Origin of the sequence: Leptospira kmetyi serovar Malaysia str. Bejo-Iso9 (assembly GCF_000243735.2) — a bacterium.
GTDB lineage: Bacteria > Spirochaetota > Leptospiria > Leptospirales > Leptospiraceae > Leptospira > Leptospira kmetyi.
This window is the reverse complement of record NZ_AHMP02000003.1, coordinates 1,860,892-1,887,657: the sequence shown is the minus strand read 5'-3', so window position 1 is coordinate 1,887,657 and position 26,766 is coordinate 1,860,892. Positions and strand designations below refer to the sequence as shown.

General features: G+C 45.9%; 20 protein-coding genes and 3 pseudogenes. 16 read left to right on the top strand and 7 right to left on the bottom strand.

Translation table 11 applies throughout. From position 1 onward, the window contains the following. The first annotated feature begins 30 nt into the window (after window positions 1-30). The 5 genes and pseudogenes from LEP1GSC052_RS11195 (at window position 31) to LEP1GSC052_RS11180 (ending at window position 7,927) form a co-directional block, all read left to right on the top strand. The gene (locus tag LEP1GSC052_RS11195; protein WP_020986051.1) at window positions 31-3,078 is read left to right on the top strand and encodes a midas domain-containing protein; all 3,048 of its coding nucleotides are present in this window, start codon (window positions 31-33) and stop codon (window positions 3,076-3,078) included. Window positions 3,079-3,081: 3 nt separating this feature from the next. Beyond that, window positions 3,082-3,250: pseudogene (locus LEP1GSC052_RS21795) on the top strand (GAF domain-containing protein); the annotation flags it as partial. A 464-nt stretch (window positions 3,251-3,714) separates the two neighbouring features. After that, window positions 3,715-5,331 (top strand): annotated as a pseudogene (locus LEP1GSC052_RS11190) (hypothetical protein); the annotation flags it as partial. A gap of 8 nt (window positions 5,332-5,339) precedes the next feature. Beyond that, window positions 5,340-6,761, top strand: coding sequence for an MBOAT family O-acyltransferase (locus LEP1GSC052_RS11185; protein ID WP_020985614.1), 1,422 nt, complete (start codon window positions 5,340-5,342; stop codon window positions 6,759-6,761). A 44-nt stretch (window positions 6,762-6,805) separates the two neighbouring features. Then, entirely contained in the window at window positions 6,806-7,927 is a 1,122-nt protein-coding gene (locus tag LEP1GSC052_RS11180; RefSeq protein WP_040912969.1) for a hypothetical protein, read from the top strand. A 78-nt stretch (window positions 7,928-8,005) separates the two neighbouring features. Here the strand turns inward: LEP1GSC052_RS11180 and LEP1GSC052_RS11175 are convergent, their stop codons facing one another. From LEP1GSC052_RS11175 to LEP1GSC052_RS11165, 3 genes are all read right to left on the bottom strand, one after another. Continuing rightward, complete coding sequence (locus tag LEP1GSC052_RS11175; protein ID WP_020986406.1) at window positions 8,006-8,713, bottom strand: DNA alkylation repair protein; 708 nt, start codon at window positions 8,711-8,713, stop codon at window positions 8,006-8,008. A 343-nt stretch (window positions 8,714-9,056) separates the two neighbouring features. Then, entirely contained in the window at window positions 9,057-9,932 is an 876-nt protein-coding gene (locus LEP1GSC052_RS11170; RefSeq protein ID WP_010574146.1) for a DUF4349 domain-containing protein, read from the bottom strand. An 88-nt stretch (window positions 9,933-10,020) separates the two neighbouring features. After that, window positions 10,021-11,583 carry a Ppx/GppA phosphatase family protein gene (locus LEP1GSC052_RS11165; protein WP_010574147.1) on the bottom strand — a complete coding sequence of 521 codons (1,563 nt, stop codon included), beginning with the start codon at window positions 11,581-11,583 and terminating at the stop codon, window positions 10,021-10,023. Window positions 11,584-11,774: 191 nt separating this feature from the next. Here LEP1GSC052_RS11165 and LEP1GSC052_RS11160 point away from each other — a divergent pair, with 191 nt between their 5' ends. From LEP1GSC052_RS11160 to LEP1GSC052_RS11135, 6 genes are all read left to right on the top strand, one after another. Then, window positions 11,775-12,797: a rod shape-determining protein gene (locus tag LEP1GSC052_RS11160; RefSeq protein ID WP_010574148.1), complete on the top strand. Its 1,023-nt coding sequence runs from the start codon at window positions 11,775-11,777 to the stop codon at window positions 12,795-12,797. 74 nt (window positions 12,798-12,871) lie between these two features. Then, window positions 12,872-13,978 (top strand): rod shape-determining protein MreC, encoded by a 1,107-nt coding sequence (gene mreC, locus LEP1GSC052_RS11155; RefSeq protein WP_010574149.1) that lies wholly within the window; start codon window positions 12,872-12,874, stop codon window positions 13,976-13,978. Then, complete coding sequence (mreD, locus tag LEP1GSC052_RS11150; protein WP_010574150.1) at window positions 13,975-14,487, top strand: rod shape-determining protein MreD; 513 nt, start codon at window positions 13,975-13,977, stop codon at window positions 14,485-14,487. The genes mreC and mreD overlap by 4 nt, the downstream gene beginning before the upstream one ends. 1 nt (window position 14,488) lies before the next feature. Next, window positions 14,489-16,438, top strand: coding sequence for a penicillin-binding protein 2 (mrdA, locus tag LEP1GSC052_RS11145; RefSeq protein ID WP_010574151.1), 1,950 nt, complete (start codon window positions 14,489-14,491; stop codon window positions 16,436-16,438). Beyond that, on the top strand, window positions 16,425-17,930 hold the full coding sequence (gene rodA / locus LEP1GSC052_RS11140) for a rod shape-determining protein RodA (protein ID WP_010574152.1): 1,506 nt from the start codon (window positions 16,425-16,427) through the stop codon (window positions 17,928-17,930). The genes mrdA and rodA overlap by 14 nt, the downstream gene beginning before the upstream one ends. Before the next feature lie 75 nt (window positions 17,931-18,005). Next, complete coding sequence (locus LEP1GSC052_RS11135; protein WP_010574153.1) at window positions 18,006-18,812, top strand: hypothetical protein; 807 nt, start codon at window positions 18,006-18,008, stop codon at window positions 18,810-18,812. Window positions 18,813-18,896: 84 nt separating this feature from the next. On the opposite strand, the gene LEP1GSC052_RS11130 is transcribed toward LEP1GSC052_RS11135, so the two are convergent. Further along, window positions 18,897-19,124, bottom strand: a complete 228-nt coding sequence (locus tag LEP1GSC052_RS11130; RefSeq protein WP_010574154.1) for a DUF1858 domain-containing protein — start codon at window positions 19,122-19,124, stop codon at window positions 18,897-18,899. Window positions 19,125-19,290: 166 nt separating this feature from the next. Here LEP1GSC052_RS11130 and LEP1GSC052_RS11125 point away from each other — a divergent pair, with 166 nt between their 5' ends. Then, window positions 19,291-19,701 (top strand): 6-carboxytetrahydropterin synthase, encoded by a 411-nt coding sequence (locus LEP1GSC052_RS11125; protein WP_010574155.1) that lies wholly within the window; start codon window positions 19,291-19,293, stop codon window positions 19,699-19,701. A 219-nt stretch (window positions 19,702-19,920) separates the two neighbouring features. Then, window positions 19,921-20,505: a hypothetical protein gene (locus LEP1GSC052_RS11120; RefSeq protein ID WP_125196204.1), complete on the top strand. Its 585-nt coding sequence runs from the start codon at window positions 19,921-19,923 to the stop codon at window positions 20,503-20,505. Between the two features lie 17 nt (window positions 20,506-20,522). Here the strand turns inward: LEP1GSC052_RS11120 and LEP1GSC052_RS11115 are convergent, their stop codons facing one another. Next, window positions 20,523-20,927 carry a hypothetical protein gene (locus LEP1GSC052_RS11115; protein WP_010574157.1) on the bottom strand — a complete coding sequence of 135 codons (405 nt, stop codon included), beginning with the start codon at window positions 20,925-20,927 and terminating at the stop codon, window positions 20,523-20,525. A gap of 129 nt (window positions 20,928-21,056) precedes the next feature. On the opposite strand from LEP1GSC052_RS11115, the gene LEP1GSC052_RS11110 reads away from it, so the two are divergent. Together LEP1GSC052_RS11110 and LEP1GSC052_RS11105 are read left to right on the top strand one after the other, a co-directional pair. Beyond that, entirely contained in the window at window positions 21,057-23,039 is a 1,983-nt protein-coding gene (locus LEP1GSC052_RS11110; RefSeq protein WP_010574158.1) for an acetoacetate--CoA ligase, read from the top strand. A 106-nt stretch (window positions 23,040-23,145) separates the two neighbouring features. After that, a pseudogene (locus tag LEP1GSC052_RS11105) lies at window positions 23,146-23,949 on the top strand (substrate-binding periplasmic protein); the annotation flags it as partial. A 157-nt stretch (window positions 23,950-24,106) separates the two neighbouring features. Here the strand turns inward: LEP1GSC052_RS11105 and LEP1GSC052_RS11100 are convergent. Next, a complete protein-coding gene (locus LEP1GSC052_RS11100) occupies window positions 24,107-24,760 on the bottom strand; it encodes a lytic transglycosylase domain-containing protein (RefSeq protein ID WP_010574160.1) in 654 nt (217 codons plus the stop codon). A gap of 227 nt (window positions 24,761-24,987) precedes the next feature. Then, a complete protein-coding gene (locus LEP1GSC052_RS11095) occupies window positions 24,988-25,860 on the bottom strand; it encodes a LysR family transcriptional regulator (RefSeq protein ID WP_010574161.1) in 873 nt (290 codons plus the stop codon). Window positions 25,861-25,999: 139 nt separating this feature from the next. Between LEP1GSC052_RS11095 and LEP1GSC052_RS11090 the strand changes: the two genes are divergently transcribed. Next, the gene (locus LEP1GSC052_RS11090) at window positions 26,000-26,689 is read left to right on the top strand and encodes an isochorismatase family protein (protein ID WP_020985652.1); all 690 of its coding nucleotides are present in this window, start codon (window positions 26,000-26,002) and stop codon (window positions 26,687-26,689) included. The last annotated feature ends 77 nt before the right edge of the window (window positions 26,690-26,766 follow it).

The following is a 26,766-nucleotide window of genomic DNA, read 5'->3' as shown; positions in this document are numbered from 1 at the left end:
GTTATTAGGAAGATGGCGGAAGACTACGACATGATAAAGGATGATAATTCTCCCGGTGGGAGCCAGGATTCCGGTATGGACGAGCTACAATTCGACGATATCGATTCCATGTTGGGCTCGAACGAACCGGAGCCGCCATCCAAGTCGGGTGGATTGGAAGACATGTCCATCGAAGCCGATCCGTTAGAAAGTCTGATCGCGAGTTCGGGAGAGGAATATCCGACGAGTTTCGAAAACGATTTCTCCTTTCATCCGGAAGAAAGTTCTTCTTCCTTATCCTCTTCCTCCGGAGAATTTAACCTCGACGAGGATTCGCTCGATCTCGAACTTACCGATCCGCTCATCGACGCGGAAATCGACAAACTCCTGGACATAGAGGGATTGTCCGGTTCGGGAATATCTAGTATTTCTAATTTAGAAAATGATGATTCGTTTTTTATACCCGCTGACGAAGCGGAACATTCCGACGAGGATTTTTCCGAGTTGGACAGTTATCTTACCGAAGAACCCGACGCGATCAGTTTCGGGGAAGAATTGGACGATCTCGACGAGTTCGGATTGCCGGACGATCTTCACGACGAAGGTCCGATCTCCTTACACGAAGACGATCTGCAGGGGGTAAAACCAGACTTCTCCCTTCAGGATTTTACAATGGACGACGATCATCCCGTCGAGGAACTCGATCACGGAGATCTGTCCTTTGACGAAGACGATTTTTTAACCGAAGAAGAAGGCCCGATCACACTCTCCGAAGACGAGTTAGGCGAAATTACTTCCGCAGAATCTTCGATCGCGGACTTCTCGAATCCGGGTGCGGATGAAGAGGAGAATATCACCTTATCCGATTCCGAACTCGGAGGAATTTTGGACGAGGGCGACGGACCAGATTGGGGTTCCGCTCCGGCATCGATGACGTTAGACGACATGGATGACGAAGGTCCGGTTTCTCTGAGCGGAAACGAACTGGACGATATACTCGGAACGAGCGCGCCCGAACCTACTTCGGCCAAACACGATGACGACGACTTACCCGATTTTATCACTCATACGGACGACCTTCCCGAAGAGGATGGACTTCCTTCCCTGTCGGAAGAAACTCCTTATAGGGAAGAATCCAATTTTGATTTTCAACCCTCCCTCGATTCTCTCGACAACGGAGACGAGGAAGGTCCAATCGCTTTGTCGGAAGACGAACTCGGAAATCTTCTCGCGGACGATTCGTTGGAAACCGGAGAATCGAACGAATCGACGGACTCTACCGATTCATTCGATTTCTCGTCCAACATTGACGACTTAACCTCCGCCGAGCCTTCTACGACTTCCGATTTCTCTTTGGATGCGGAAGACGAGGAACCGATTTCCCTTTCGCTCGACGAACTGGATAACATTCAATCCGATACGGGTCTTTCGGAAGACACGTTAGACGAAATTTCAACGGCGACCTCCGAATCCGATTTCGATTTTCAACCGGTCGATTCCTTGGATTCCGAAGAGGACAACGAGCCGATCGCACTTTCCGAAGAAGAACTCGGAAACTTATTATCGGACGACGCGGCTCCCTCCTCGTCCGGGGAAATTTCGAGCGACGGTTTTGCGGATCTTTTGGACGGAGACTCTTTGTCCGAAGACACGGGTTCCATGTTCTCGGAGGACGATTCATTCTCCCTTCCCGTTGAACAAGACTTAGGCGGACCGGACGAGTTCGGTTTAACGGAAGAAGGGGAAACGATCCCGGATCATTCCGATTTTTCTTTCGAACCGGACGATTCCATGACCGCAACGGAAGAATTGAACGAGGACGACGGGGAACCGATCGCATTGTCCGAAGAAGAACTCGGAAATTTATTATCCTCCGATCAGGAAGAATCCACAAACGTAGAATCCCTTTTTGACGAAAGTTCAACGGGTGAAGAGGACGATCTGATTTCTCTTCCCGTGGACGAACTGGATGGAATCGGCGAAACGTCCGAAACTACATCCACCGAAGACGATTCTCTTTCCTTTGACGACTTTGAACTTCCCACGAACGATCTCGACGCTTTGGAAACACAAACTCCGACCGATTCCTTTTTGGAAGACGGAGAAGAGGAAGGTCCGATCGCACTTTCCGACGAAGAGCTCGGAAATCTTCTCGCAGACGAAGAATCCGAAGTCGCAAGCGACGACGTTTCTTCCTTTGACTTTTCTCCCGAGACTCCGTCCGTTACGGACGAGGAAGAAGCGGAGGAACCGATTTCTCTTTCACTCGACGAACTAGATCATATTCTTACGGACGAGGTAGAACCCGCAACGTCGGAAAGTTTTCCGGGCACCGAAGACGCAGTCGATTGGGATTCTCCGTTAGCCGAAACAGCGGATTCCGATCTCGAGGCGGAAGAGCCGATCGCGCTTTCTTCGGACGAACTGGATCACATTCTTACGGATGATGCGGAACCCGCAAGCGCCGAAGCGTTTCCCGGTTCCGATACGGAGATCGATTGGGACGCTCCTTTGTCCGAACAGGAAGAAGTTCCTTTGGAAGACGAGGAACCGATCGCACTTTCCACGGACGAGTTGGATCATATTCTTACCTCCGATGAAACGTCGGAAGAAGACGAAGGACCGATCGCTTTGTCGGAAGACGAACTCGGAAATTTATTATCGGATGTGGAAGCTCCCGAAGAAGAGGGCCAGGATCTGAACGAAATTCTCGGAGAACTTCCAGCATCTTCGGATCTGGACGCGTTCGAATCCATGGACGAAGACGTCGCCGCCTTACAGCCGTTAGGTTCCGGAACCGATATCGTTCCGACCGCGGAAACCGTGGAAGACGAAGAGATGATCATCGTCCTCGACGAATATGCGGACGAGGAAGAACTTTCTCCGATGGAGGAATTGCGTAAAACTCCGGACGAGGATTCGGCGGCGCAAACTGCGGCTCCGACGGGCGAAGCGGTTCCTTCCAAAGAGGAAATGAAACGGATCATGACGTATCTGGACGAACTCCTCGGAAATCTTCCGGACGATCTGATACGCGAATTCTCCCAATCCGATTATTTCGAACTTTATAAAAAACTAATGAAACAAATTGGCGTATAACCGATGGGTTTGCTCGAGAGGGTCAGTAAGTTAGTCAAATCCGATTCCTCGGGTGCGTCCTCGTCACAATCCTCTTCCGATTCGGAAGAAAAAAAATCATTATTAAAAAAATCGGAATCTTTCCGAGGTAAAAAAAGTTTTTTACAAAAAGCTCTCGGTATGAGGAAAGAATCGCCCGAAGATTTTTCTTCGAGCGAGGAAACGCAGGCTCCGATCGCGACGATGGCCGCACCTCCTTCTGCGGACTCTATTACGGATTTTGAATCCGATTTGGGAAGCTCGGATGACTTCGATACTCAGATCGAGTTTCCGGATTCTTCCTTTGAAACCGATCTAAACGCGGGCGAAGGCGATGAAACTATTTTGGATCTTCCGGACGAACTCGCAGCACCGGAAGGAGTTCACACGGAAGAGATGGGCGAGGATCCGTTCGGCGAACCGACGTCGATGCACGATTCTTCCTCCGATGCGGAAGATTTTTCTTTGGACGAACTTTTCGGAGAAGAATCGGATTCGGAAACACAAACCGAATCCAACGTTGAATCCGAACACGAATCTCTTTCCGATTTGGATGACGTAACGGCTTCGGAAGAAACGTCGACGGACTTGGATGAGATCGGAACTCAGGATCTCGCAAACGAAGATCCGTTTACCGATTGGGTCAAAGAAGCGGAACAGGAAGCGAATCGAACTCCCGCGAAAAAAGATTCGAAGGCGCCGTCCGCAGAACAGGGAGAATTTTTATTCGACGACGATTCCAACTTCTCCACGTCGCCGATCGATCTTCAAATCGCTTCCAGAAAAAAATTGGATAACTACGTTTCCGTTTTCGAGATCAGCAAAGAAATCGGAGCGTCGACGGACTTCGCGAACTTCTTTGAGAATCTTCTCTTTTCGATCATGGGTCAGATCGGAGCCGAGTCGATCGGAATCTTTTCCTCGAAAAACGGAAATCAAGAATTCTTCCGTTTGGAAGATTACCAAGGCGAGAATTTCAATCAAGAATGGACCGTCTCATCCGAAGAGGAAATTTATCACGCGGTGCATAACGCGGGTTCCGTTTTATATGCGAAGGAACTTTTAAAGCCGACTCTTCCCGCAAAAGAAAAAGAAATCATCAATCGCTCCGAAGCGGAACTACTCGTTCCGATCCGTTACATGGACGATTTTTTCGGAATCATCATCTTAAGTAAAACGATCAGCGGTGAGGATTATACGATCGAAGATCTTGAATTTTTAAAGATCATCGGAGAAATCGCAGGTTCGGTTTACAGAAGAATTTACGATACGGAACAACTGCATCAGGAAAATCAAAACCTGAAGGAAGTGATCCGCGCGAACGAGTTGATCATTTCTCTCGCTCGGGATTTCGCATCGATCCGGGCGATGGACGAGGCTTACGATAAACTCATCGCGACGTTTAAGGATGAATTGAAGGTACGTCGAGCCACCTTTATGATTTTAGACGGACATACGAAAAACGAATTCCGAGTTTTTGCTTCCAATCTTCTAACTCCAGAACACGTGGGGACTTTCACTCTTCCGTTGGAAAGTTCGATCGTAGGGATCGTATCCAACATCCCCGGAGTTTTTCGGATCGAAAATTTTCGAAAGCATCCCGAACTCATGCGTAAGTTATCGAACGACGAATTGGGGCTGATGTCCGATTTTATCGTGATTCCTTTTATCAACTTACACTGGTTAGTCGGAATGCTCATCGTTCACGAAACGGACGTTCCTTGGACGGATTCGGATCGCGAAACCGCAGTGGGAATCTCCGAGGTTTTGGCGCCCGTGTTCTCCAATCTTTTGCTCATTCAGGAACGGGATTCCGTTTTTAAGGATCCGTTCAGCCCCGTGGAGGAAAAGATCCAGGAGATGATTCTCAAGGCTTCGAGACTTGCGAGCTCCTTCAGTTTGACTATATTCAAAGTTCAGAATGTATCCAGAATGGTAAAACTGAAAGGTTCTGGATTTTTCGCGTCGTACAGCGAAGAGTTGCGCAAGGCCATTCAGGAGAATCTTTCCGAATCCGATTTCAATTATAGAATCGGTCAGGGGAAATACGCTGTGATTCTGGACGGAAAGGATCGGGAGGAAACCCAGATTCTGATTCGTAAGATCAAAAATAAATTGAACGACACGGATCGAAAATCCAAGGACTTTCAAACGTCCGTAATTCAACACACTCTTTGTTATCCGGCAGATACGAAAGAAAAGGAAAGAATTCTCGAACTACTCGAAGAATCTTAAGAGAGAGAATGTTATTCAATTCTCTGAATTTTCTCGTTTTCTTTTTTATCTTTTACGTTATCTATCTTCGTCTCGGAACCATCGGACAAAACCGTCTTTTGTTTTTCGGAGGATTGTTCTTTTACGGTTTTTGGAAACCGGAAATGGTTCTTCTTCTTTTGTTCTGCATCGCGTTCAACTACGCGGGAGGAATTCGTCTCGGTAACTTAGAAGGCCGCGACCGCTCTCGATTTTTCACTTTTTTGATTTCCTTAAATTTAGGGATTCTGATTTTCTTTAAGTATATTCTGTTTTTATTAAGTATTTGGAACGATACTCTCGGAGTCGTTTTGCCGAAATCGGCCGTCGCCTTGCCTGAAATTCTTCTTCCGGTTGGAATTTCGTTTTATACGTTCCACAATATCAGTTATCTTTCGGATATACGTTCCGGAAAAATTCTTCCCTGCAAAAACTTTATCCGCTTTGGAGTTTACGATCTATTCTTTCCTTTGCTTCTTGCGGGACCGATCGAAAGACCGGATTCGCTTTTGCCTCAGATCGAGACCGAAAGAAGAATAACGAGCGAAGGATTTTTATCCGGCGCCGTTCTTTTCTTGTGGGGAATTTTCAAGAAGGTCTTTATCGGAGATCATCTTTTGCTTTTTACGGGGAAGGCGATGGAAGCGGGAATGCAATTGCCGCCCGGAATGATTTTGTGGATCGCGTTTTGTTTCGCCTTTCAGGTTTATGCGGACTTCAGCGGTTATACGGACGCGGCGCGGGGACTCGCAAAGATGATGGGCTTTCGTCTTTCTCTCAACTTTAACTTTCCGTTTATCTCTTCGAGTCCTTCCGAATTTTGGAAACGCTGGCATATCTCCTTGTCCACTTGGTTGCGCGATTATCTTTACATTCCTTTGGGTGGTAACCGAGTTTCGGTGTTTAGACAGAACGTAAATCTGATGATCGTATGGGTTTTGGGAGGATTGTGGCACGGAGCCACTTACGGCTATCTGGTATGGGGTTGTTATTGCGGACTTCAAGTGGTCGGATACAATCTGTTTCAAAAATACGTTCTTAGATTCGTTTCTTCGAATATTCTAATTTTAGAATGGACTTTGAAGTTGTTCGGAGTTTTGCTCACGTTTTGGATGTTTGCGCTCGGGCTTTTGTTGTTTCAGGTTCGTTCCCCAGGAGAACTTTGGGTCTTGGTTTTGAATGCGATCGGAGGAGGGTATTGGAATCCGATCTTTGCGCTCAAGTTGTTCTTTTTGTTATCTCCGTTGATTTTGGTGGAACCTTGGATGATCCTTTCCAGTGGAACGGATTCGTTTTTGGAAAGAATCGTTTCGAGGCCGCATCGATGGATTCCCTTGTCGTTCGGAGTAGCGGTTTTATTTTTTCTTTTCGGAGTGTTTGAAAAGAAAGAATTTTTTTACTTTCAGTTTTAGGAACGTTTTATCAAAGGCTTGATGTGCGAGTGCGATACGGATTTATGAATTATAAAAATCTAATGCTTCCAACGATCATGTTTTTGATTTTGTTGATTCTGTTTCAGGCGATCTCGTTTCCGTATTTGGTTCCGTTTCAGGAGAAAAATTCTTTTTTATACGATCGTCTTTCCCTTTTGGATGATTCTCTGTTTACAAAATCGACTTCTTTGAAGACGAACGAACAATACGGTCCCGTTTTATTTTTGGGGGACAGCCAGATCCTTTCCGGGATTCATCCGCAGGAGTTGGAGAAAAAAATCGGACGATCGATTTGGTTTCTTCCCAGGCCTTCCGAACAACCGGAGGGAATTCTTTTGCGTTATCGGGAATACGAAAGAAAAATCGGAATCAAACCTTCTCTTATCATCGTAAACGGCTCCGTGTTTTCGCTTTCCGATATGGACGTAGCAAGCGCGCATAAAAGTCTCGTATTGAACTACGATTCCTTTCATCCCGAAATTTTTACAAATGTTCGTTTCGGAGATTTTTATCTAAAAAATATTTCCACGGGTTTGTATTATCTTTTGGGGAGAATCTTCCCTTTTCTGCGTCTGAACGCTTCCGTTTCTACGACCGTAAAAATCGTGGGAGAAGGGGACGAATTCAGCTATACGGAAAGGAATCTGGAACGCCTTCTTTCCGGAAACCCTCTAGATAAATGGAACGCAAATCGAAACCGAAATCGATTTCTGGAAATGGAATATTCAAAAAACAAGGGATACTTGGATTGGGGAAAACAGATTCCTTACGACGGGGTTTGTGTTCCGAATTCCGATCCCATTCCTTTGCCTCCGAGTCCCGAGGCGGCGTTACAAAGGGTTCGAAAGTCTTCCGTAGACGCTTGGAAAGAATTATTTTCCTATTGGAGAGAAAAAGGAATTCCGGTGCTCGCGTTGTCCTTATCCTTTCGTCCCGACTTTGACGCGAGAGTTTCTCCTCTTCCGCAAACTCAATTATGGGATACGATTCTTATAGATCAGGAAGTTCCGAGTTTGAAAGTAGGTAGTCGGCATTTTTTAGAAAGTGATTTCGGGGATTACACGCACTTGAATACATGCGGGATGCAAAAGCTTGTTCCGATTTTGGCAAAGGAAATTCTCGCGTTAGATCAAAGTAAAAAATAAACGTCGAAACTAACTGGACCGGAACTTTCGCTTCGTTGCTTGTTTCGTTTTAATGTTTTAATCCGAACGGAATGTCGCTTAACAACGAGCCATCTTTTTTTTGTTTCCGATCTTCCCCATCTTTTTGATCTTTAAAATGTATTCGCGGGCTTCGGGAACGTTGCAAGCGGTTTTTCCCGTAAACACTTCAACGGTTCCGATTCTTTTTGCGGTTTCCAACGCTTCTTCGGAAAGTTCCTTGTAAAAGCCGCCGACCGCGATGACAAAACCGTTCATACAATATTTCACGCGGTTTTTGGATTTGTGAATTTTCGTTTCGACTCGTTTGAGAAGTTTGGAAATTTCTTTTTTGTCGATTTGTTCGTCGGGAACGATCGATAACAAACTGGAAAAAGTGCTCCAACCCGAAGACGCGATTCCTTCCTGATCGGATTCGATCCATTCTCTTGCGAGCTCCCAACCGTGATCGCTTTCCGCCGCGATCCACGCGACTGTGCATTCACTGATCATAGGCGATCCGGCGTTCTTTACCCAAGATTGAAGATCTTTTTTTTGAATTCGTTTTTCGTCCGCGATCAAACCGGCGAGATACATCGCGTCCACGTTTCCGGTTTTATAAAGACCGAGAGAAAGTTCGTTATCCTTTTTGATCTTCTTCTGTAATTTTTTCAGATCTCCGACCTTAACGCCGAAAATTTCTCCTTTGGCTCCGTGGTTGAGAAAAATCTTTTTAACGGATTCCGATCCGAGTTTTTTCAGTTCTTTCATGACTTCTTCGACGTTCATTAAAATCCTCTCGGGTTTGAATTTGGTAAGGAACCGTTCCGTTTTATGCGATCTTCGATTTTTGAAAAACAAAATTCGCACCGAAGTTTGTCCGAAAAGATCAATCTTTTTTTAGAGCGGATATTTTGTCGGAACAACCGATTCGCGTTTTAGAACGAACACAAATTACTCGTACTACCGGAAAGTGTAGTAACTATTACATCCTACGCCGTTCGTTTGTTTTCAAAAATGTAGGAACTACCACAAAACATCACGGTTGACTCCAATCGAAAATCGGAAGGTCCATTCTTTTGTTTGCATATACTTTGTCGGAACAATCGATTCCGGTTCTAAAAAGTAGTTTTCAAGAACCCGACTTTTTCGTAACGAGGGCGCGGATTCTTTCCAAAACAGGAAACGAATAATGAACCGACAAAACCGCAAAAAGGAAACAGAAAGACAAAAGAAGATAATACTTGATCGTCCATTCGAGCGCAACCTTGATCCGGTGAAAAATTCCGATCTCGTCCGAGGATTTATTTTCGTATAACGTGAGTAAGACGGTGCAGAATTCGTTTTCGGAATCGAATTCTCCCAAACTGATCCCCAGTTTTTGAATCTCATCCTCGATTTCCAAAATCCGATTTTCGAGAGTTACGAACTCGTCGATTCTTCCACCCTTGCTTTTAAGAGAGTTCAAAGAATTTCTCGTTTTCAAAAGAGATTCTTTTTTTGCCTGAAGATCCTTGTATTCGTTGGTCTTATCTTTTTTGTCGATCGTCAAAAGAAGGGATTTTCCGATTTGTTTGAATTGATCCACGAGTTCGTCGAATTTTTCGGGAGGAACTCCGACCGCGAGTTTGACGATTCGATTTTTTCTTTGTTTGAGACCCGAGCTGTTTTCATTCTGAATGATCGAGCCGGATTTGTTGATGAGCTCGCGGACTTTCTTTTCGTCTTCTTCGATCTCGGAGGATTGGGATTCTATGGTCGCAACCTTTTCGTATTTTTGATCCACACTTTTCGGAGGAGATCCGGCGTTTTCGTATCGGATCTTTTTGGAGGCGATGTTTTGTTTGTAGAACGCACCTTCTCCGTTTGCTCCGGATTGTATGTTGTAAGAGAGATCCGATCCAGCGGTTTTGGAACCGTATGCGTATCCGTAGGCGAGACGAAAGAAAAATAAGAATATAAAAATTCCGCCCGCGATCGCCGCGCCGAGTTTGAATTTTGGATTCATGAAAACCTTCTCCTGTTGTGCAAAATAGAATATTATTAATTTTGAATGTTTTTGACCTCGGTCGATCTCTTTTCGGTTCCGTAAAAGTTTACGGTGCGGTCGTAAACGCGACCGAATATCCGAAGGTTTCCTCGAAGGCTTCTTTTTGTTCCTCCGCGGCCCAGATTTCCAAAGAAGGATCGTAACCCTTGTTCGTTTTTAATGCGAACTGGATTCGATTCTTTTCGATCCTGCACTGTACGGAAGAAACGAGTCCGCCTCGATTTCGGTTTAACGCGGAGCTGATTCTTAGGATCGCGGAGAGTTGTAAAACGAGGCTCCGGTTTTTTTCCGCGAGTTTGTTGAACTCCCGATGTTTCGGTTTCGGAGTATTCTTTCTGTGATAACGCGCGGTCAACGCGATGATCTCGATTTCCAGAAACGTAAAACCCACGAGCATCTCCGAATTTCGAATCATATAATAGCTGTGTTTGTGATACGCGGAATGCGATATCGATTGACCGATCTCGTGAAGAAGGGAAGCGGCTTCCAAAAGTTCCCTTTGTTCTTGTCCGAGTTTGTGAAGAGGTTTCAGCTGATCGAAGATCTGAAGACTCAACTCGGCCACGTGCTGGGAATATTCTTCGTCCCGGGAAAAGGCGCGCATAAAGTTGTGAACAGCGGTTTGACGGATATCGTCCAGGTGTTTGGAATGTTCCGTATTCTCGAAGTGTTCCCATTTTCGGATGGCGTCGTAGACGATTCCTTCCCGAAGCGCAAACTCGGAAACGGTCAACGCGGGAACGTTAGCGAGATCGAAAATTTCCTCGAGGATCAAGGTTCCGCCCACGATGATGTCCGCTCGTTTTGCATCCAGGCCAGGGATTTTGGCTCTTTTTTTGGAAGTGTCCGCTTCCAAAATCAGGTTGCGGATCTTTTTGAATTCCGAGGTAACGAAGGAGAAATTGTTCAAAGGAATTTCCTCGGTTTCCCCTCGGGCCGCGAGAATCATTCCCGCGATCGACTGGATCGTTCCCGAAGAACCCACGACCAAATCCGGTTTTAAATCCCGGAGAATCTTTCGAAACGGAAGAAGCATTTCCTCGATATAAAGTCTGCACTTTCGTATATCGGAGTTGGAAAGAGTTTCTTCTTTGAAGTATTTTTCGGTGAGTCGAATGGCCCCTAACTTAAAACTTTTGGAGAATAGAATGTTGCCTCTGTGGCCGACTAAGATCTCCGTACTTCCGCCGCCGATATCGATCATCATGATCTTCCGATCGAAAACGGGGATGCCTTGAAGGATTCCGAAGTAGATCAAACGGGCTTCTTCATAACCGCTCACTACGTCGATGGATATACCGGCTTCTTGATAAGCGGCTTCTAAGAATTCTTCCTGATTGGAAGCCTCTCGTAACGCGCTTGTAGCAACCGCTCTGATTTCGGCTCCCGCGTTTTCGGCGAGGATCTTAAATCGTTTGAGGCAATCGATGCCTCTTCGAAACGAATCCGGATCGATGGGTCCGCCTTCCTGTAGACGATTCCCTAAACGAACGGATTCTTTTTCTCTAGCGATGGCTTCAAAGGTTCCGTTTGTGCGAACCCGAACGATGATCATGTGGAATGAATTGGTGCCGAGGTCTATGGCCGCGAGAGGTTTTTCCTGAACCATGGTTGAACAGAATGCTTTTCCGCTAAAATCGAATCCAGCTTAATTTGTTTTCTGATTTTTTTGTTTTGAGGTTGCCGGGAACCTTACCGCTGAAATTATTGAAACCGGTCCAAGCCGGAAAGTTCTGCAGGAATTTCCGTTTTAAACAGATAATAAAGATAAAAAACCTCCACGGTTGAAAGGTACACGAAATGATATTTGATAATCTCTATGCCCTCTTTTCCAACGATATGGGAATCGACCTGGGGACGGCAAATACTCTGGTGCATGTAAAAGGACAAGGGATCGTTCTTTCCGAACCTTCCGTAGTTGCGGTTCACGCGGCCACCGGTAAAGTTCTCGCAGTAGGGCAGGAAGCAAAACGTATGCTTGGTAGAACCCCCGGAGAGATCGTTGCGATCCGTCCGATGAAAGACGGGGTAATCGCCGACTTCGAAACCGTCGAAAAAATGATCCGTTATTTTATCGCTAAAGTGCACAACCGCACCACTTTCGTAAAACCGAGAATCGTGATCGGAGTTCCGTCCGGAATTACCGAGGTGGAAAGACGCGCCGTTCGCGAATCGGCGGAACAAGCGGGCGCGCGAGAAATCTTCCTCATAGAAGAAGCGCTTGCCGCTGCGATCGGAGCAAACATCCCGATCAACGAACCTGCGGGAAATATGATCGTGGATATCGGCGGTGGAACCACCGAGATCGCTGTCATTTCTTTAGGGGGAATGGTAATCGCGGAATCCATCCGTACGGGTGGGGACGAGTTCGACGAAGCAATCATAAAATATCTCAGAAACCAATACAACCTGGTCGTCGGGGAAAGAACCGCGGAAGATATCAAACTTACGATCGGGAACGCTTACCCTGAAAAGAAAGCGGAGACGATGGAAGTACGTGGTCGGGATGCGATCTCCGGTTTACCGAGAACTCTCGAACTGGAATCCAACGAGATCCGCAAAGCACTCAAGGAACCGACAGACGAAATTCTCGACGGAATCAAACGAGTTCTGGAAAGAACTCCGCCCGAGCTTGCATCGGATATCGTGGAAAGAGGAATCGTTCTGACCGGAGGCGGTTGTCTTTTGAGAGGATTGGAAACGTATCTTTCTAAGGAAACCGGGGTTCCCGTTTTCCGTGCGGAGAACCCATTGACTTGTGTGGTTCTCGGAACCGGAAAGTATCTCGACGAGTTGAAATACATCAAACCGGGAATCCGTTAATCCGTTTCGAGAAAAACGCGCTTTAGTCCCGGACCTTTACGGTTCGGGCAAGTCGGGGAGCAAAAGAAGATTCGATGTTATGGTTTCAACTCAGCCGAAGTAAAGAGACTGTCTCTCTCCTCTTTTGCGTTCTATTCTCCATTCTTTCCTTAACCTTCCGAAGCAACGTAATCGTACGAGGAATCGCAAGTTTCCAAAGAGTCGGAGATATCGTATCCGGCTCCATCGATTCCTTCGGCGGATTTTTCAAAGGCGCGTATAACAAATTAGAATCTTTTGAAACCGTTCGTAAGGAAAGGGATTCTTGCGTCGCGGTCATGGAAGATTATAAACTTCTTCCTCAGGATTTGGAAAAAGCGAATCGCGAGAATGATACGCTTCGCAAAGAACTTCGTTTTCAAAGCAGACAAAAATACGCGAGTTTAAAGGCGGAAGTTTTATCCGTTCGATTGAATTCGATCTATAGAACCATCATCATCGACAAAGGCGCCGACGCGGGACTCAAACCCTATATGCCGGTGACCGCAAGAGCCGTGGATCAAAAGGGCGCGATCATCGAAGCGCTTGTCGGTAAAGTGATCGCGGTTACGGGCGGATCGGCGGTCGTACAACCTCTCATCAACTCCAACTTCAACATGGGAGTATCGATGCCCGATACGAATCTTTGGGCCAATCTTTCCGGAAACTCGGGAAGAGGAACCGAAGCTCTTTTGAATTATATCGACAGCGGAATCATCATCGATCCGAGAGTCTTCGGAGAATATCCGATGGGACCGAGCGAGATGATTCAATACACGGAGTCCTTGAGTAAAATCGGAAAACCGGTTTATACTTCCGGCGGGGGAGGAGTTTTTCCCGCGGGAATTCCCGTGGGAATCATTACCGAAGAAGGACAAAGAAACGGAAGTTTCAAAACCGCATTCTTAAAACCGTTCGTTCGTTTCGAGATGCTCGAAAGTGTAACGATCATTCTCAAGTTGCCCGAAAAATGGCTCGAGACTTGGCCGGAAGGACAAAACATCACGATCGAAAATCCGTATTTCGGAGAACTCAATTATCCGGGAGAGGATCGTCAAAAAGAGAATCAATCCAAAAATCCTCTTTCGCCTAACGGCAATAAGCCGCAGACAAACGCGCCGAAAAATCCGGGCGCGGCTCCGAGCGAGGACGACCTGCAATGATCTTAGAAAAACTCGTTATCGCGGTCGGTATCTTAATCGCGCACTTCTTAAACGGTTCCAATCTTTTCGAGATCGGCTCCGCGATCAAACCCGACTTCATGATTCTTCTCGTATTGTTTTTTGCGCTACGAAGAGGTCCTCTCTACGGTCTTTGGATCGGATTTTTCGGAGGTCTTTTGACGGACTCCGGTCTCGGCGGTGAAATCGCCGCCGGCAATGTGGTCACGTATAAGATCGGTTTGCATTCTTTGACGTTTTGTCTGATCGGTTATCTCGTGGGTAAGTTTGCGCGTTCCGCGTATCACGAGAATTATCTTTCGATCACGATCTATTCTTTGTTGATCACGTTCGTTACCCGAGTCGCTACGTATTATCTATTCTCCCTTTTCTTTCACGAGAATATGAGTTATTCCTTATTCTTCACTTCCATCTTCAACGCTCTGATCGCGCCCGCGTTTTTTTACGCTTTGACTTGGATCTATCAATTGGATCACATGGGGGACGCGTAAGTTGTTAGGCGGAGCGCAGTCTGCGTCGGAATACCGTCTTGAAAGAAGTTTCCGTCTTCGTCTTTATATCTTTTCCGGGCTCGTAGTTTTTACGTTAGCCGCGTTTATCTTTCAGCTTTTTAATCTTCAGATTTTCAACGGAACGGACAACGCTCTCAAAGCGGAGAAGTTCGTAAGAAAGAGCGAGATCATGCCCGCGGCTCGGGGCCAAATGTTCGATCGGAATTTTCTTACGCCGGAAACTTCGATGGCTCTCGTTTCGAATTATTCTTCCTTGGACGCGGTTTTAAATACGTCCTTGTTTAAATACGATCCCGCATCGGTAAAAACGTTCATTCACGAATTTGCAAGAACGCTTTCGATTCCGATTTCGTATTACGAAGACGAACTGATCGAACCGCGATTTTCCAGAAATCTCAAATCCAAAAAACCGATCGTTCTTTTGGAAGGGATCACCACCGCTCAACAGGAAAGAATATCAGTATTCGATAATATATCAAAATACATCATTCTTCTTCCTTCTCCGAGAAGAATCTACAAGATGGGACCCGCGCTCGCGCACGTCACGGGTTATATCGGAAAACCGACAAGGGACGATCTCGTAACCGGAGAAATCAAATCCTATCAATATCTCGGTAAGAACGGTCTCGAACTCGAATACGATTCCGAACTTCGGGGTGTGGACGGATTTAGAATTCAAAAACGAAGTTCCGAAGGAAACATCGAAGAAGAACGCGTGGTGGAACATTCTTCCCCGGGTAATAATTTAATTCTTACGATCGATAAGGACATTCAGATCGCCGCTCACAAGGCCCTCAAAGGCAGCAGAGGAACCGCGATCGCGGTGAAGGTTGCAACCGGAGAAATTCTTGCGATGGCATCCAATCCGAGTTACGATCCGAACATTCTTTCGGGTAAGAATAAAGCGGATCGAACCGGCCACTTCAAACGTGTAAAAGACAACGGCGGATTTTTAAATCTTGCGATTCAATCCAAGTTCCCTCCCGCTTCGACATATAAAACGTTAGTCGCACTTGCCGCTCTTGAAAGTCAGCACAAGATCGGTTATACTCCGGAAACTTCTTATTCGTGTAACGGTAGTTTTGTGCTTAAGTCTACGTTCGCCGGCGTTCCCGATCAGGTTTTTATGTGTTGGGAAAAGGGCGGTCACGGAACCAACGATCTCGCGCACGCTCTTCAAAAATCCTGTTCGGTTTATTTTTACAATCTCGGATACAAGCTCGGTTCCGATGCGATCTTGAATTATTCCCGTCTTTTCGGATTGGAAAACAAATCCAAGGTCGATCTTCCCGGAGAGATCACCGGTTTTGTTCCTTCTTCCGCTTGGAAAAAAAGAACTTACGGAACCAAGTGGTTCGACGGAGATACGATCAACTTGTCCATCGGTCAGGGTTTTATTTCCTCGACTCCGATGGGAATGGCCTTGTTTTATATGGGCTTACTCAATCGCGGACAAATCTATCAACCGTACGTAGTGAGCGAAATCCGCGATCCCGTGGATAACTCCATCATCAATAGAACCACTCCTCAAATCCTAAGAGACATTCCGATCAATCAGTCTTCGGTCGAGGCGATCAAAGAAGGATTGAAACTTGTGGTCAAAAGCGGAACTGCCGCATACGTTTTAAATAAACCGTTCTTACCCGATATCGCAGGAAAGACGGGAACGGCTCAAACCAGAAGAAGAGGCGCGTCCGGTTCGAACCACGCTTGGTTTGTGGGTTACGCACCCGCAAACGCGCCCGCCAGCGAACAAGTGTTAATCGTGGTGTTCGTGGAATACGGAGTCGGTGGGGCCGCGGGAGCCGCACCGGTTGCAAGAGAAATGTTTCACGCCGCGTTCCCGCCGGGAACATTCAAAAAATCGCAAGATATAGCTCCACCTTCTTCACCGTCGACCGGACAGGAGGGAACGCTTGAAGCCAGATAAGTCCATTGAAAAGATCGATTACTTTTTGGTGATCTCGGTCGTGATCGTAGTTCTTTGCAGCGTTCTGACGCTTTACAGTCAGGAAGTCAATTTCGAAGACGGACCCGGTAAGTGGTATCGTCAGTTGTTCTATTTTATCATCGGTCTTGTGATCATGTATTTCGTATCACGGGTCAACTATCAGTTGTTAGGCGCTTACGCTCTCGTGATCTACGTCTTTACGGTTTTTCTTTTGATGATCACTCTGATTCCGGGGATCGGACACCTTCCTTCTGGAAGAGGGGCTCGTTCTTGGTTGAAGATCGGACCGATCGGGATTCAGGCTTCCGAGTTCGCGAAGTTGTCCACGGTGATTCTGCTCGGTCAGTTTATGGTTCTCAAAGAAAAGGATATGAAGAACCTCGTGGTTCTCGCGATCCCATTCGTCATCGTGATCGTTCCGATGGTTTTTATTCTTCTGCAACCCGACTTCGGAACCGCGGTTTCTTTTTTGCCGATCCTTTTTACGATGCTCTTTCTCGGAGGAGCGGACATTCTCCATATCGGATCCTTGCTCGCGTTCGGGGGAATCACCTTGATGGTTCCTATGTTTGTGGAATATTCCAGACTGACTTTGATAAACGACATCTCCGACTTTTTACAAAGAACCGGAAAGACCGATCTTTTATCCGTGGTCAATCGACTCGGCGGAAAAATCTGGCTCGCGCTCGACGGAAAGGATTTGAAAGCCGCGAATCTCACGCCCAAGACGTTAAACGCTCTTAAGGAAGTGGTCGATCAGGTCGTGGAAGTGGAAGGCGGATTCTTCTTTAAGATTTTATCCAATCAAAAACTTCTTTTGACGTTCGGTGCGATCTTTTTGATCGCGAGTCTCGTGATGGTGGGGATTCGAATCGCGAGAGGAAGTAGAACATTAAGACAATATTATATTCCTCTCGGGATCTTGGGGATCAGTCTGATCTCCGCGGTGGTCGTGATGAAAACGGTTCCGTTCCGCGAAAACCAGGTCGTACGTTTGACCGCGTTCCTGAATCCGGAAGAATTCAAACAAGGCGCGGGTTATCAACTACGCGCGTCCAAACCCGCGGTAGGTTCGGGAAGATTTTTCGGAAAAGGAATTATGAACGCGGAGATGACCGAAGGAAGAATTCCTCACGTTCCCGAATCCAGCACCGACTTTATCTTCGCCTCTTGGGCGGAACAAACCGGATTTTTGGGTTCGGTGTTTTTGTTGTTCTTTTTATTTTCGATTCCTTTGCGCGGACTTCAGATCAGTTACGAAAGTAAGGACAGATTCGGATCTCTTCTCGCTTCGGGGATCGTCGCCCTTCTTTTTTATCACATGGCGATCAATATCGGGATCGTCATCGGTCTTATGCCCGTGACCGGGATTCCCTTATCGTTTATGAGTTACGGCGGATCGCACTTGATCATGTCCATGACGGCCGTGGGAATCATTCTTTCCATCAAGAGTAGAAAACACGCGAACTAAAGTTAGGGCGCGTCGTTTTCAAAAAATTCTCACGTTGAAAAAAACGATACAACGTCCGATAATAAAAACACGCGTATGGACCCGGTAAGAGATTCCCGATTCTTTTTCGATTTAAAACATAAATTCGAAGCCATATTGGAAGAGGTTGAAAAAAAGACCTTCGACCAAAAGGACGAGATCCGCGAACTGGAATCCTTATGGGAGGAAATGTTCGGTCTCGCGGGTAAAAACGATTCTCCCTATTTTCAAATCCGACTGAAGTCCCTTAAAAAACAACTCGATACCTTCGTGAAGAACAAGGGTTACGAAAAGAACGAGTTCGATCGGATCTTTCATCAACTCGGAAAAATGAAACGCACGGACTCGGTGGAATTTTTGGACGAGTCGCTTCGCAATCGTCTCGGTAAAATCGCGGAGAATCATTATTCTCCCGGCGATATGATTTCTTCCGGAGTCGTTCTTCCTTCCGCTACGAGTAAAAAAGGAAATCAGTATATTACGTTTCGCTGCGGAACGATTTACTTCATCACGGATCGTTCTTCTTATACAATTCTCAAGGATTTGGACCGTAGAAAAAACACGGTGGAATACAAAGGGACCGTCTATAGAATTTTTCCGAGCGCGTTCGTATACGGACTCTACGAAGAGGAATATAGAAACGAAAGTTTTTTGACCATGAGTCTTTTGGTTCTCAAAAGGGAAACCGGTCTTGAGTTTTATAGATTCGATACGTTAGGCGAAATTCTTCAGATCAACGAAGGAACGTTTCGAAAAGGTTTGAAACCTCTCGACGCAACCGAGGTCCGAAGCGAAGACAATCGGATTCGGAATTATTTCAGAAAGGCCGGAGTTCGTTATTATTATATTCCGCCCGCTTCGTAGAAGCGCGGGTTTCAAAAAAGAAAGAAGAGTATTTGGGGAAAAGGAAAAGAACCCGGAGAATCGATTTTCCCCGGGATGATTTTTTTAGTCTTCCGAGTCTTCGAGAAGATTGTTCAGGCTTTCAATCAGAACATCCACTTCCACGCCGTAACCCATACAAACCTGCTCGATGGTTTCGAGTTCGTTGATGGAGCAGTGAGAGCAACCGCCTAAATGGTAGCTCGAAAAAACAAGCCCCGCTTCCGGGTGAACAGCCATAGCCTCACCTACAGTCATTTCCTTATAAAATCTTGGCTTGACCACTTCTGTCATTGAATATCTCCTATCACTAAAATACTCGCCCCTTGAAAAACTTTGCGAGATATTTTGCCTCTGCAAACCGCGAAAAAACAACCGAGCCGAACCTCGTCGAATACGAAACCGCCTCGAATTTGCAGTTGCTTCCAATATATAGACCTGGGAAAGAAAGTCAAGAGCTATGTTTTTTGAAGAATCAGGAAGATTTTATATCAGAATCGAGGAGCGCTTTGAATCCTCTCATTTCCTTTACCGGTATTTTCCGGACGGTTCGGACGAACCGATTCACGGACATTCCTGGAAAGTGGAATTGTATCTTTCGGGAAAAAAGAATATCGGAGAAGACGGAATCAGTTTCGACTTTCTCACTTCCAAACAGAAACTCAAAGAACTCGTAGCGAAATTGGATCATATTCTCATCAACGATTTGGAAGAATTTAAAACGATCAATCCGACTTCGGAAAACATCGCGCGTTGGTTTTATCATTATTTGAAAGAAAGCGTTCATACCGCGGGCGGCAAGGTGGATCGAATCGTGATCCACGAAGGCCCCGAGAACTTAGCCTATTTCGAGCCGACATCGTTTCCGTAAGAAACGATGTCGCCAAAAAGCAGCTGAGCGTTGCGATTGGCTCACAGCGAAGCTGTGAAACGAGTTTCCGTAAGAAACGATGTCGCCAAATACCGCGGAGCGATAAGCATTTGGTTTCCAACGTAGTTGGAAAATCTTCGGTTCCATACAGTCGCGATCCATAGAAAGCGACTCTTGAGTTTTCGCGAAATTGCCCGCGAACAAATTCGAATCTTGCTCATGAAAGAATATATCGTTCAAATCACAATCGGATCTTTGTTCAGCATTCTTCTTTTCTTCGGATCCAAATATTGGATTCAGAAGTTATTCGTTATCGATACGACAAACAATCCGGAAGCCACAAAGAATACGTTTCAACTTCCGAAAAGTTTCGTGATTACGGGATACATTACCTCGATTCTATTCTTTCTGTTTTTTCTTGGTTCTTATTTTTTGATCCCTCAAACCGAGAATGAAAATCTAAACTTTCTTCTATCGTTTTGGCTGCTTCTTTGTTTTTTCGGAATTTGGATTCTTCTCTATTCTAAGTTTTATTCCGTATCGGTGGATTCTTCGGGGATGCTGGAGAAGGGCTTTTTTACGAGGGACAAACGTATGTTTTGGCACGATGTCAAATCGGTCCGATTCAATTCCTACTCGGGTACTTTCGTATTTGGCGATTATTCTTTTTTGAAAATCAAAGTGAGCGCCGGGATCAAAAATCTGGACGTCTTTCTTGAAATGATGAAAAACAATCTAAGAGAACATTTGTATGCAAAGGCTCTTGAGGATTTTAGCAAATACCAAAAGAATCTGCGTTCTTAAACGAAGTTTCGTCTAACTTAGAATCGCAAACTTACCAGATAACCCGCCAAAACGATCGTAAAACCGAGGCTGAAAAAGAAGCCGATCTTTACGGGTTGTGTGTGAGTTTTGTAACCGGAAAGATAAATGTGAAGCGATAAGAAACCGACCGCGATCGCTTCGGTGATCAAGGTCGCAACGACCGCGGGTTGAGGGCCGAAAAATAAAATCAAAGCCGCGGGAAGAAAACCCAAAAAGCTCATAAACGCGCCCGTGGTGATCCACATCATCAGAATCAAACGGGATTGTCTGATATCCGGAAATTGGAAAAATCCGACGGCCGCGCCTACGATCAGCTGATGAATCAAACCGTGCAAAGTGTAAAGAATACCGGACGCGATCAAAATGATTTCTGCGAAATGAATGTGTTCGAATGAGTTCAATGGCTTTCTCGGAATTATTTTTTTCTAAACATATAGAGCGCGTCCCGTTTCTCAATCAAAATTCATGTTGACCCGACCTTTCGAAAAAAATGTAATAGAGAGCGAAAAAATAAAGAACCGAGATTTTACATGCATCAAGAGTTATGGGCGCCTTCCTCCGAGCGAATCGAATCATCCAATCTAATCCGTTATAGAAAATTTCTAAAAGAAAAAAAGAATCTCGATCTAACCGCGTTCGAAGAACTCAGGGCCTGGTCCGTAAAGGATATCGGCGCGTTTTGGGAAAGCATCTGGGAATTTTCGGAAACGATCCATTCTCAAAAATACGAAACCGCTTTTCGCAAAGCGGAGAATTTTACGGATTCTCGGTTTTTTCCCGGGGCAAAATTGAATTTTGCGGAGAATCTTCTTCGTAGAAACGATTCTTTTCCCGCTCTGATTTACAGAGGAGAGGACGGATCGAGAAGGGAAATCAGTTATGCGGAACTTCGTTCTTATGTGGGCGCGGTCGCGCAGGATCTGAAAAAAAGGGGAGTGGTTCCCGGCGATCGGGTCGCGGGTCTTATGCCTAACGTTCCCGAAACCGTGATCGCGATGCTCGCGACGACTTCGATCGGAGCGATTTGGAGTTCCTGTTCTCCGGACTTCGGAGCCAAAGGAGTGTTGGATCGTTTCGGTCAAATCGAACCTAAGATATTGTTTACCACGGATCGATATGCGTTTAAAGGAAAGGATCTTTCTCTTGCGGAGAATCTAACGCAGATTGTCGCTTCCATACCTTCACTCGAAGCGGTCGTCGTATCGGATTACAAAAAAGGGATTCTGCATTTCAAAGAAGGAACGACGACTTCCTTACCCGAAGGATATCCGAAAAAGAATATTCATTTTTTTGAAAGTATTCTCCGGGAAAATCAAGGCGCGGCTCTTGAGTTTTATCAAACCGGTTTCGATCATCCGGTTTATATCATGTATTCATCCGGAACGACCGGACTTCCGAAATGTATGGTGCAGGGAGCCGGAGTGTTTATCAATCACTGGAAAGAATTGGTTCTTCATTCCGATCTGAAACTCGAAGAAAGAATTTTTTATTATACGACATGCGGTTGGATGATGTGGAACTGGCTCGTAAGTTCCTTGTCCGTCGGCGCGACGGTGGTTTTGTTCGACGGAAATCCGTTTCATCCCGGACCCGAAATTCTTTTTCAAATCGCCGCGGAAGAAAAGATCAACGTCTTCGGAGTCGGAGCGAAATACATTCTTACCTTGGAGAAATCCGGCTTTCAACCGAAGGGATTGGATCTAAGTTCGATGCGCGCGGTTTTATCCACGGGTTCTCCCTTAACATCGATCGGCTTTCGATACGTTTATCAAAATTGGAAAAAGGATCTTCAACTTTCTTCGATCTCGGGCGGAACCGATCTCAACGGATGTTTCGCTTTGGGGAATCCGATTCTTCCCGTTTACGAAGGAGAAATCCAGTGCAGAGGACTCGGCATGGACGTGGAGATTTGGAACGAAACCGGAAAACCGGTAATGGAAGAAAAGGGAGAACTCGTTTGCAAACAACCCTTTCCGTCGATGCCTTTGTATTTTTGGAAAGATCCCGAAGGAAAAAAATATAAGTCCGCATACTTCGAAAGTTTTCCGGGAGTTTGGTGTCACGGCGATTTTGCGGAGCTTACGAAGAACGGAGGTCTTGTCGTTTACGGAAGATCGGACGCGACTCTCAATCCGGGAGGAGTGAGAATCGGAACCGCCGATCTTTACAGTTTGATCGAAACCTTTCCCGAGATTGCGGACTCCGTCATCATAGGACAGGATTGGAAAGAGGACGTAAGAATCGTTTTGTTTTTAAAGATGGCGCCCGGAAAGACGTTGAGCGATTCTTTGGTTCAAGTTTTGAAAAAAGAAATCAGAGATAAGGTTTCGCCGAGACACGTTCCTTCCAAAATTCTTGCCGTTGCGGACATTCCTTACACGATCAACATGAAAAAGGTGGAGATCGCCGTAAAAAGAACCGTTCAAGGGGAACCCGTCACCAACAAGGAAGCTCTCAGCAATCCGGAAAGTTTAGAATATTATAAAAATCTTACGGAGTTGCGGGAAGACTGAAACGTTTTCCGTAAAATTACCGAACATGAGATTTCCGATCTTCCGAATTTTTTATTCGATTCTTTTGACCGTCTTTTGTTTTATCGGATCGTTTGAACGTTCTCGTTTGAACGCGGAAGAAGAAACATTCAAATTTTATAATTCTTCCCGACTCAAGGAAATTTTGGAAAAGGGAGAATTGAAGGTCGCAGGCAATCCCGCCGACGAACCGTTCTACGTTCCGAACGCAAAGGAAGGTTTTCCCGGTTTCGATTACGAATTGGGAAAGGCCTACGCGGATTTTTTGGGAGTGAAGTATAAATTCATTCCTTATCCCGAGTTCAGCGAATTTGCGGATGCGATCAAAAAGAAGGAAGCCGATATCGCGTTATCCGGAATCTCGAGCAATCTCGAACGATCGAAAAAGGTGAGATTCAGCGCGGCGTATTTGATTTCCACTCCCGCGGCTTTGATTCGAAAGACTTCTTTGCCGCCTCCGCCGGAAGGAAATATCATCACCACGCAGAGTTTTCGAAGTATTCTCGACTTGGCGGACGTAAGCGGTATTACGTTTGCGGTTCGATCGTTTTCCAATCGTCACGAATATCTTCTGAAAAAATTCAAAAACAATCGAATCTTCACATACGGAGACACGCCGTCCGCTTGGGAGGCCGTAAAAAACGGAACCGCGAGTTGTTTAGTGGCGGATTCTTTTTATATCAAGGGACTTCTTCTCAAGGACAAATCGGTCGCTTCCAATTTCAGACCGCTTTTGGAACCGGTGCAAAGAGAGGATATCAGCGCGGCCTTTCCCCTTTCCGATCCCGTGTTTATTCGGAATTTTGAATTCTTTCTTTCCGAGATCGGGCGTTCCGGCGTTCTTCGGGAAATGGAAGACAAGTATTTCAATAAATCGGATTGGGTTCCTTAATTCTTTCCTCCTTCTTGTTGTTCGTCGGAGAATGCCCACCTAATTGTTGTTAAGTGTTGATCGATCACTCGAGAAAAGGATCGGAGATCGGAAGCGGATACGAGCCGAAGACGAAAACCGCATCGACTCGCATTTCAAAGTTACGAATTATAAAAAGTTACTGAATCGAATTGGAAATCTTTTCTCTCAATTCCAAGTAACGGGATTGGTTGCTCAAAATGATCTCGTTGTATTCCGGAACCCCGCCCCAACGATCCACGGCGCCCGGTCCGGCGTTATAGGAAAGAAGCGCTTTCGTGGTATCGCCCTTTCTCAGATCCAAAAGAAAGTTTAGGTAAGAAACTCCGAGATGGATGTTTACTTCCGGTTTGTGAAGATCCGATAGGTTGATTTTCCAGCCTTCTTTTTTGGAAAGCCAGGTTGCCGTTGCGGGCATGATTTGCATAAAACCGCGGGCGTCTTTGGGAGAGCGAGCGGTCGCCTTGAACTCGGATTCGAGATGGATCAATCCGATCAGTAGGCTGACTTTGTCCGTGTCGGAACAACGGAACGTGCAGGACTCGAGTTCCAGTCTTCTGGATTCCTGGAGAATGACTTGGGATAGTTTTTGCAGGGATTCAGAGGAAAGGGATGGTCGGACCTCCGCCACGTACGCCTGGATGGCTTTGATTTCTATGGATTCTTCGTCCAGGGCGATCTTTTTCTGATTGAGAGCTCCCGCAAGTGGTGCGAGAAGCAGTTGGAAGCTCAAGGGTAAGAGCAACCAAAGTAAGTAACGGAAACGAAATCGGGTCATCTTGCGAAAATTCATGGGATGCCTCCGTAGATTCAAATTTGTGCGTCGCACAATCTGAGACCAGTTTTTTGGCGGTGCACTACAGGTCAAGGATTTAAAGTGAGCTTAGGATCCGTTTAGAGGACATAAAATTGGGTCGGAACCCCGGCCATTTTCGAAAAAAATCTAGAAATCCCTACCACAACCACGACGGGAACAAGACTCGAGCGAGGTCCCGCCGAGGTCCTGAAGCCGCGTCCGACCTAAGAGACTGTAGAAAACAAACCATCTCGGAACTCGCCTAAAGCCGTGGTCGGAGAAACGTCCTTTCGAAACACGAAAAAGGTCCGAACCTGCGAAAATTCTTTCGGAATTGGAAAACTGGAAATGAACCGGTCCAACTTTCTGGATTTCAAAATGGATTCGGGCAGCAAAGAGATTCCCATCCCGGCCATAACGCAGGAAAGAATGGAATCCATCGAATTCAATTCAACGGCCGACCTCGGCCCGATCTTTTGAGAAAGGAGCCATTGCTCCAAACGATTGCGGAAGATGCAGCCCGGTTTAAAAACGAGAATCGAAAGATTGTCCAAAGAAGAGGCCAGCGCTCGGATCGTTTTAAAATTTTTCGGAGTTACGACCTTTAAATTCTCCGTAAAAATAGGTCGGGAAACCGTCGTCGGATGGGAAAAATCCTCATACAAAAAAGCTCCGTCCAATTCCCGTTTGATCAGCCCTTGTAAAAGATCTCCGGTGTTCCCCGGATGAATCGAAAGTTTTACCTTCGGAAACTTAGAATGAAATTTCGCGATGTAAGAGGGAAGTCGAATCGAAGACGTCGTTTCCCCCGAACCGATTCGAAGAACGCCTTGCGGATCTCCCGACGAAGAAAGCGCCTTGCGCGCTTCGTCGGAAAAGAAAAGGATCTTCTCCGCATATTCCAAAAGAATTTTTCCCTTCGGAGTCAGAGTCACACCGGCCTTCGTTCTTTGAAACAATCGATCGCCGAGTTCCCGTTCCAAAAGTTGAATTCTCATCGTAACGTTCGATTGAACGTAGTGAAGTTTCTCCGCGGCCTTGGTAAAACTTCCTTCCACGGCGACTTCCCTGAATATCTTCAGACTTGAAATTTCCATACTATCAATTTTACTGATTTTAACTATTAGAACAAATCATTTTTAAGAATAGTATAGATCCTTTATAATCTCTGTAGATCGAAACCGACAGAAACGAAGACGAAAATTCTTGTAAAGGTTTCGAAATATGGAGGTAAGAATGAATTCATTCAAAAAAACGGCGTTGATTCCGATTCTATGCTGGATCGTTTCCTGTTCAACGATCGACGAAAGGGAGAATCCGGTTTCTTCCGAACTTGCAAACGCGGACACGGCGCTTTTGATTTTGGACCTACAAAAGGATTTTTTTCCCGGAGGAAAATTCGAATTGGAAGGAGCGGAACAAGCGGCGAGTCGAGGAAAAACCGTCTTGGAATACTTTAGAAAAAAGGAATGGCCCGTGATTCACGTTCAACACGTTTCCACTCGGAAAGGGGCCACCTTCTTCTTTCCCGGAACCGCAGGGGTTCAAATGGAAGAATCAAACGGGCCGATTCCCGGAGAAACAATTCTGATCAAACACACGGTCAATGCGTTTATCAACACGGGATTGGAAGAGGAGCTGAAACGTAAAAAAGTAAAGAAGCTCGTTGTCTACGGAATGATGACTCACATGGTCGTCGATTCTACCGTACGCGCCGCCTTTGATCTCGGTTATAAGGATATCACCGTCATTGCGGACGCATGCGCGACCAAGGAACTTTCCTTTGAAAAAACGAAAATTCCCGCTTCGTATGTGCACGCTTCGTTTTTATCGGGACTCGGATATATTTTTGCGAAGATCAAAACTTCTTCGGAGTTTGTTCAAACTCCAATCGATTTAGAAAATTATAATAAACTAATATTATAATCGGATTTTAAAACAGATCGAAAGTGTTCTTGAATCGGTCCTCTCCGAGAGGACCTTTCTGTTATGCGTTTCGTTCC

Bases quoted from the DNA above. Each gene is read 5' to 3' on its own strand.
- LEP1GSC052_RS11195 (WP_020986051.1), top strand. From the start codon at position 31: ATGATAAAGGATGATAATTCTCCCGGTGGGAGCCAGGATTCCGGTATG.
- LEP1GSC052_RS11185 (WP_020985614.1), top strand. From the start codon at position 5,340: ATGTTATTCAATTCTCTGAATTTTCTCGTTTTCTTTTTTATCTTTTAC.
- LEP1GSC052_RS11180 (WP_040912969.1), top strand. From the start codon at position 6,806: ATGAATTATAAAAATCTAATGCTTCCAACGATCATGTTTTTGATTTTG.
- LEP1GSC052_RS11175 (WP_020986406.1), bottom strand. From the start codon at position 8,713: ATGAACGTCGAAGAAGTCATGAAAGAACTGAAAAAACTCGGATCGGAA.
- LEP1GSC052_RS11170 (WP_010574146.1), bottom strand. From the start codon at position 9,932: ATGAATCCAAAATTCAAACTCGGCGCGGCGATCGCGGGCGGAATTTTT.
- LEP1GSC052_RS11165 (WP_010574147.1), bottom strand. From the start codon at position 11,583: ATGGTTCAGGAAAAACCTCTCGCGGCCATAGACCTCGGCACCAATTCA.
- LEP1GSC052_RS11160 (WP_010574148.1), top strand. From the start codon at position 11,775: ATGATATTTGATAATCTCTATGCCCTCTTTTCCAACGATATGGGAATC.
- mreC (WP_010574149.1), top strand. From the start codon at position 12,872: ATGTTATGGTTTCAACTCAGCCGAAGTAAAGAGACTGTCTCTCTCCTC.
- mreD (WP_010574150.1), top strand. From the start codon at position 13,975: ATGATCTTAGAAAAACTCGTTATCGCGGTCGGTATCTTAATCGCGCAC.
- LEP1GSC052_RS11135 (WP_010574153.1), top strand. From the start codon at position 18,006: ATGGACCCGGTAAGAGATTCCCGATTCTTTTTCGATTTAAAACATAAA.
- LEP1GSC052_RS11130 (WP_010574154.1), bottom strand. From the start codon at position 19,124: ATGACAGAAGTGGTCAAGCCAAGATTTTATAAGGAAATGACTGTAGGT.
- LEP1GSC052_RS11125 (WP_010574155.1), top strand. From the start codon at position 19,291: ATGTTTTTTGAAGAATCAGGAAGATTTTATATCAGAATCGAGGAGCGC.
- LEP1GSC052_RS11120 (WP_125196204.1), top strand. From the start codon at position 19,921: ATGAAAGAATATATCGTTCAAATCACAATCGGATCTTTGTTCAGCATT.
- LEP1GSC052_RS11110 (WP_010574158.1), top strand. From the start codon at position 21,057: ATGCATCAAGAGTTATGGGCGCCTTCCTCCGAGCGAATCGAATCATCC.
- LEP1GSC052_RS11100 (WP_010574160.1), bottom strand. From the start codon at position 24,760: ATGAATTTTCGCAAGATGACCCGATTTCGTTTCCGTTACTTACTTTGG.
- LEP1GSC052_RS11095 (WP_010574161.1), bottom strand. From the start codon at position 25,860: ATGGAAATTTCAAGTCTGAAGATATTCAGGGAAGTCGCCGTGGAAGGA.
- LEP1GSC052_RS11090 (WP_020985652.1), top strand. From the start codon at position 26,000: ATGAATTCATTCAAAAAAACGGCGTTGATTCCGATTCTATGCTGGATC.